Genomic DNA, 5710 nt, shown 5'->3' with positions numbered 1-5710 from the left:
CCGCCACCCGGTCCGCCACCCGGTCCGCCACCCGGTCCGCCACCCGGTCCGCCACCCGGTCCGCGGCCGCGCCGGGGCGCTCGGCGCGCTGTCGGAGCAAGCCATGACGGAACTCGCGACCGGTCGGGGGCCCGCCCCTTCTCTCGCGCGCCAGAAGGCGCCGACGTTCCTGAGGCTGCTCCGGTTCTCCTGCGTCGGGGCCTCGTGTGCCGCCTTCCAGTTCGCGGTGCTTGAGCTCGCCGAACGCCTTGGTGCGCGGCCGAGCGCCGCCTATGCCGTGGGTTTCGCCTGTTCCGCGCAGATCAACTTCATGCTCAGCAGCACCTTCACCTGGCGCGACCGCACCAGGGGAGCCGGCGGGCCGCGCCGGTGGCTCAGCCGATGGCTCGGGTTCAACGCGGGCACGCTCGCGTCGCTGACCGTCAGCACCGCGGTGTTCACCTTGATCGTCGGGCGTACCGGCGATCTGCTGGCGATGGCCACGGGAATCGCGTCCGGAATGATCGTCAGCTATTCGATCGGGGACAGGCTCGTCTTCGCCAGGAACCGTGGTCCCCAGGAGCCGGAGTTCCAGGACGTCTCGGGCCTCGTACCGGTGGCCCGGCGGCCGGACCCCCAGCCACAGGTAAGGGACCACGCGTGACCACCGACGGCACCACCCGGCCGACCGACGCGATTCCGTCGCCACGGCAGGCGCCCGGGCCCGTGGTGGGTTCGCGGACGATGACGGGAACGACCCACCGCGACCTGCCGCCCGCCGTCCCGGCCCGGCCACGCACCGGGAATGGGCCACGGCCCGCGCCGAGCAGAACCACCCGTCGGGCCTGGTTCGTGCTCCGAGTCGCGAGCGTGCTGTGCGTCCTGCTGATCGTGCTGCGAGCGGGCGTCGACATCGGCGTCCCCGAGCCCGGGGCGTACGCCATCGCGTTCCTCGCGTCTGTCGGGTGGAACGCGTCGCTTCGGCTCGTCGCTCGACGGGCCGAGCGCCGGCCGGGGTCCGCCGGCCCCCGGCGGCGGGCGGTGGCGCTCATGCTCGTCCTCGTCTGCCTGGCCATCAGCACCGGCGTCTACCTGGGCCTGCGGTATCTCGACGCCCCTGGGCAGGTGGCGGCGGCCGCTGGGCTGGTCGTCGCGGGGATGTCCGCCGCGGGGCTGCGGCTGACCAGGACCTTCGGGGACACGCACGAGACCGAGGCCGCCGGCGAGCCGCTCTATCGGCTCCGCGAGCTGGCACGAGGCGGAATTTCGTTCTTTCTGCCGGCTCACAACGAGGTTGGCAATCTCGAGGCCTGCGTCGACGACCTGGTCGCCATGTTCCAGCGGCTCGCGGTGCCGTACCGGGTGACCATCGTCGACGACGGCAGCACCGACGGGACCTACGAGGTCGCCCGCCGGCTGAGTGAGACGCGCGAACATGTCGAGGTCGTTCGGCACGACGTGAACCGCGGCTACGGCGCGGCCCTGCGGACCGGCCTCAGCGCCGCCTACGAGACCGGTATGCCGCTGGTCGCGTTCTCGGACTCCGACCGTCAGTTCCGGGCGCAGAGCATCGAGACCCTGCTCAGCCAGATGCTGCGAACGAACGCCGACATGGTGGTGGGTTTCAGGATCGCCAGGGCCGACCCTTTCAAGCGACGCCTGATGGGGTCGGGCTGGMACGTGCTCACCCGGCTCATGCTCGGATTCACGGCCCGGGACGTCGACTGCGGGTTCAAGCTGATCGGCCGGAACGTCCTCGAGAAGATCCTGCCTCGACTGGACGGCGACCACGCGGCGATCTCCCCGCAGCTGCTGGCCTACACGGGACGCTACGGGTTCCGGATCGAAGAGGCTGGTGTCACACACCACCCACGGACCTCCGGGAAACAGACCGGCGGAAGCCTGCGAGTCGTGCTGGGCTCCGTCCTCAGCCTGCTCAGACTGCGGTTGAAGGTGGCCCGGCACGCGGTCGAGGACGACAGCCACACCGTGGGCCGGTGGCGACGGGCGGATCCGGTGGTCCGGCTCGTCATCGTCGTCGCGTGCCTGTGCTCGATCGGTTCGTTCTCCTACTTCTACGCGAACGACCTCACGCTTTCCTACAAGGACGCGATCTCGCACCTGCTCATCTCCCGCCGAGTGGTGACCAGCACCACGCCGGGTCTCGCGCAGCTCGGAGGCGTGTGGCTGCCGCTGCCGCACCTGCTCATGCTGCCGTTGGTCTGGTACGGCCCGGCGTACGAGTCCGGGATCTGCGGCAGCGTCGTCTCGATGGCGTCCTACGTCGTGTGCGGCGTGCTTCTCTACAAGTTCGGCTGGCGGCTCACCGGCCGCCGCTCCGCCGGCCTGGTCACCGCCGGGATCTTCCTCTTCAACCCCAGCGTGCTCTACATGCAGAGCACGCCGATGACGGAGACGTTGCTGCTCGCCTGCATCATGGGCAGCGTCTACGGGCTGCTCCGATGGATCCAGACCGACTTCCGCTATCAGTACCTCGTGCGCTCGGCCGCGTCGGCGTTCCTCGCGACGCTGTCCAGGTACGAGGGCTGGGTCCTGCTGCTGACCCTGATGGTCGTGCTGGTCGTCGTCGCGCTTCGGAGCCCGTTGCGGTCGATGGCCGACGGCGTCCTGATCTCGTTCGGCACCCTGGCCGCRCTGGGACCGATCGGGTGGGCCGCCTGGAACCAGCTCATCCTGGGCGACTGGCTCGGCTTCCAGCGGGGCGAGTACGCGAAGCCGTCGCTCTGGGTCGACGAGGGCGAGCGCTCGATCGGCCACCTGAACGTGGCGCTCGGCACCTACGGGATAGCCGTCGTGGAGAACCTGACCACGTTCTTCGCCGTGCTGGCCCTGATCGGCCTCGTCGTCTACCTGGTGCGGACCCGCCTTTCGCTGGAGTCACTGCCCGCGCTGGTGCTCGTGGTCTTCTTCCCCTTCTTCGGCTACGCGCTCTACGCGGGCCAGCGCCCGCTGCATGTGACGCACTACAACGGCGAGCTGTACAACGTCCGTTTCGGCCTGGTCATGATCCTCGCCGCCGCGGTGTTCAGCGGGTACCTCGTGGGCCAGCTCGGTTCGCTCGTACGGGCGCGCGGCTGGCGGTTGGCGCCGGCCGGGCTCGCGCTGGGGCTGGCGGTTGCCATCGGGGCTAACGGGCTGGTCACCCGCGACATCATCACGCTCCAGGAGCCGCGGGCCTGGGCCAAGGAACCCGACTCCATCCGGGCCTCGGAGGCGGCCGATTTCCTGCRGGACAACTACACCGGCGGGCTGTTGCTGATGGAGTCGTTCGGCAACGAACAGGTGCTGTTCGAGTCTCACCTGCCGTCCAACAAATGCGTCTACGAAGGAAGCTACAAGCAGTGGGACAGAGCGCTGGCCGACCCGCCGGCATACGGAATCGAGTGGATATTCATGCGCCGGTCCGCGGGAACTGAGGACCACGTCACGCGCAAGCTGGCGGGATCGCCGTTCCTGACCAGGTACAGGCTCGTCTACAGCGACTCCGACCGGCTGATCTACACGACTCCCCGGCGCGCCGACCAGATTCGCCATTCCGGAAGCGGGGGCCGGGCATGACGACGATCGAAGATCAGCCGATCAGCCGGTCCCGCCCCGACGACCGCGGCCTCGAGTGGCGGGAGAGCGCGCGAACGCTGCTCTCCCGCGGGCAGGTCATATTCCTCGTACTCCTGGTGGTCGTCGCCGGCGCCTGCCTTGGCCTCTTTGGCGCCACGGTCCTGCTGATCGCCGTCATCGGCGCCTGCCAGGCCTTCTACCTGGCCTTCGTCGGTCTGAAGATCGTGCTCAGCGCGGCCGCTTCCGACCATCGGATGCCGCGGCCGACGTCGCTGCCAGGCTCGAACGACCCCGACCTTCCCCTGATCACGATCTTCGTGCCGCTGTTCAAGGAGGCGGCCGTCCTGCCGGGCCTCGTGCGGGCGATCGACCGGATCAGCTACCGGAAGGACCGGCTGCAGGTCCTGTTGCTGCTCGAGGAGGTCGACGACGAGACGCGAGCGGCGGCGGCCGAGGCCGACCTCCCGCCGCATTTCGAGGTCGTCGTGGTCCCAGACAGCAGACCGAGGACGAAGCCGAAGGCCTGCGACTACGGACTCGCGCGGGCCCGTGGGACCTATTCGGTGATCTGGGACGCCGAGGACCGCCCCGACCCGCTTCAGCTGCTGAAGGCCGTGGCCCTGTTCCGGCGTGTCCCGCCTGACGTCGTGTGCCTACAGGCCAGGCTGGTGTTCTGGAACGTCGGCAAGCAACGGCTGGCGGTCGCGCCGGCAGAGGCATGGCGGCCCCGGCGCATGGCCGGCGCCGAGTACTGGCGCAACGTCTGGAGCTGGTGGGTCGGCGACGTCATCACCAGGATGTACTGGGCCGAGTACGTCGTGCACTTCGAGTACATCCTCACCGGCCTGTCACGGCTCGGCTGCGTTCCGCCGCTCGGCGGCACCTCGAACATCTTCCGGACGGACGTGCTTCGGCAGATCGCGATCCCGCCTTCCCAGCTTCGCGACGGCGGTCTGGACCCCGACGAGCTGATCGGGGCGTGGGACCCGTGGAACGTGGCCGAGGACGCCGATATCGCGGGATGGCTTGCCCGCGCGGGCTACCGGGTCGAGATGATCGATTCCTACACGCTCGAGGAGGCCTCCGCCAAGGCGAGGACCGCGGCCCGGCAGCGCATGCGGTGGGGCAAGGGCTACATGCAGGCGGGCCTCATCCACATGCGGCACCCGCGGGCCGCGATCCGGCAGATGGGCCTCAAGAGCTTCGCCGTCTACAGCCTGCTGATGATCGGTACGCCGATCTCGCTGATGATCAATCCGGCGTTCTGGGCCCTGACCGTCGCCTACTTCATCACTCGTTCGGCCTTCATCGAGTCGCTGTTCCCGCCGGCCATCTTCTACCTCGGCGGGGCCACGGCGCTCCTGGGAAATTTTCTCCTGCTCTACCAGCTCATGATCGCCTGCCTCCGCCGCGGTGAGTACTCGAGCGTCAAGTACATGTTTCTCGCGYCCGTCTGGTGGCTGTTCACCAGCTATTCGATGTGGAGCGGCGTCCTCGAGCTCAGCAGAAAGCGGTCACGCAGCCAGTGGCACAAGACGGAACATGGCCACGAAGGCAGCGAACGTGAGGACCTCGCGATCGAGGCGGCGCTGAGGCGCGACGCGTCACTGCGAGCCGGCAGTTCCTGACCGTCCCCCGACCGACCTCCCGGCTCGGCGGCGACGCCGCCAGGGAGCTGACCGAGATGAGTAGGACCTTGTCAGCCGAGCGCACCGGGCGCTCGGCCGTGTGTCTCGTCTGGAGGGGCCGATGTCGACGGGCCATACCGCTTCTGTTCGCCGCGTGGCGCTCACGACCGTTCTGGCGGTGGTCTTCGCCACCCTGGTCGCGCTGGTCACGACGCGCGGGGCGCACGCCGCCCCGCCCCCGGAGTTCGAGCGGACGCTCGTCGCGGATGGGCTCAACGAGCCCACCTCGTTCCGTTTTCTGCCGGACGGCCGTATCTTCGTCGCGGAGAAGGCCGGCGCGATCAAGGTGATTCAGAACGGTCAGGTCGGCACCACGCCGGTGATCACGCTCATCACGCGTAAACATTCAGGTGCTTTGTTGATGTTGCTTTGGGTCGCTGGCTTCGGAGCCAGGCGCTGATGTTGGTGGTCGCGTGGCGTGCCAGGTCTGGTGCGTGTGGTGAGGTAGGGGCATGGCGCCGGTC

Annotated in this window: 4 protein-coding genes; all 4 read left to right on the top strand. The window is 68.9% G+C overall.

Annotated elements, in window-relative coordinates; genetic code table 11:
* A partial coding sequence (locus tag BL253_RS32620) for a GtrA family protein (protein ID WP_206745139.1) occupies positions 1–643 on the top strand: 643 nt, incomplete at its 5' end.
* On the top strand, positions 640–3558 hold the full coding sequence (locus BL253_RS32615) for a glycosyltransferase (protein WP_081438918.1): 2919 nt from the start codon (positions 640–642) through the stop codon (positions 3556–3558). The genes BL253_RS32620 and BL253_RS32615, both read left to right, overlap by 4 nt.
* Positions 3555–5186, top strand: a complete 1632-nt coding sequence (locus BL253_RS32610; protein WP_076821276.1) for a glycosyltransferase — start codon at positions 3555–3557, stop codon at positions 5184–5186. Before BL253_RS32615 ends, BL253_RS32610 begins: the two co-directional genes overlap by 4 nt.
* A 121-nt stretch (positions 5187–5307) precedes the next feature.
* Positions 5308–5646, top strand: a complete 339-nt coding sequence (locus BL253_RS32605; RefSeq protein WP_116438912.1) for a PQQ-dependent sugar dehydrogenase family protein — start codon at positions 5308–5310, stop codon at positions 5644–5646.
* Positions 5647–5710 lie beyond the last annotated feature (64 nt).

This window comes from Pseudofrankia asymbiotica (genome assembly GCF_001983105.1).
Classification (GTDB): domain Bacteria; phylum Actinomycetota; class Actinomycetes; order Frankiales; family Frankiaceae; genus Pseudofrankia; species Pseudofrankia asymbiotica.
The sequence above is the reverse complement of the archived record's forward strand: the minus strand, read 5'-3'. Positions and strand labels throughout refer to the sequence as shown.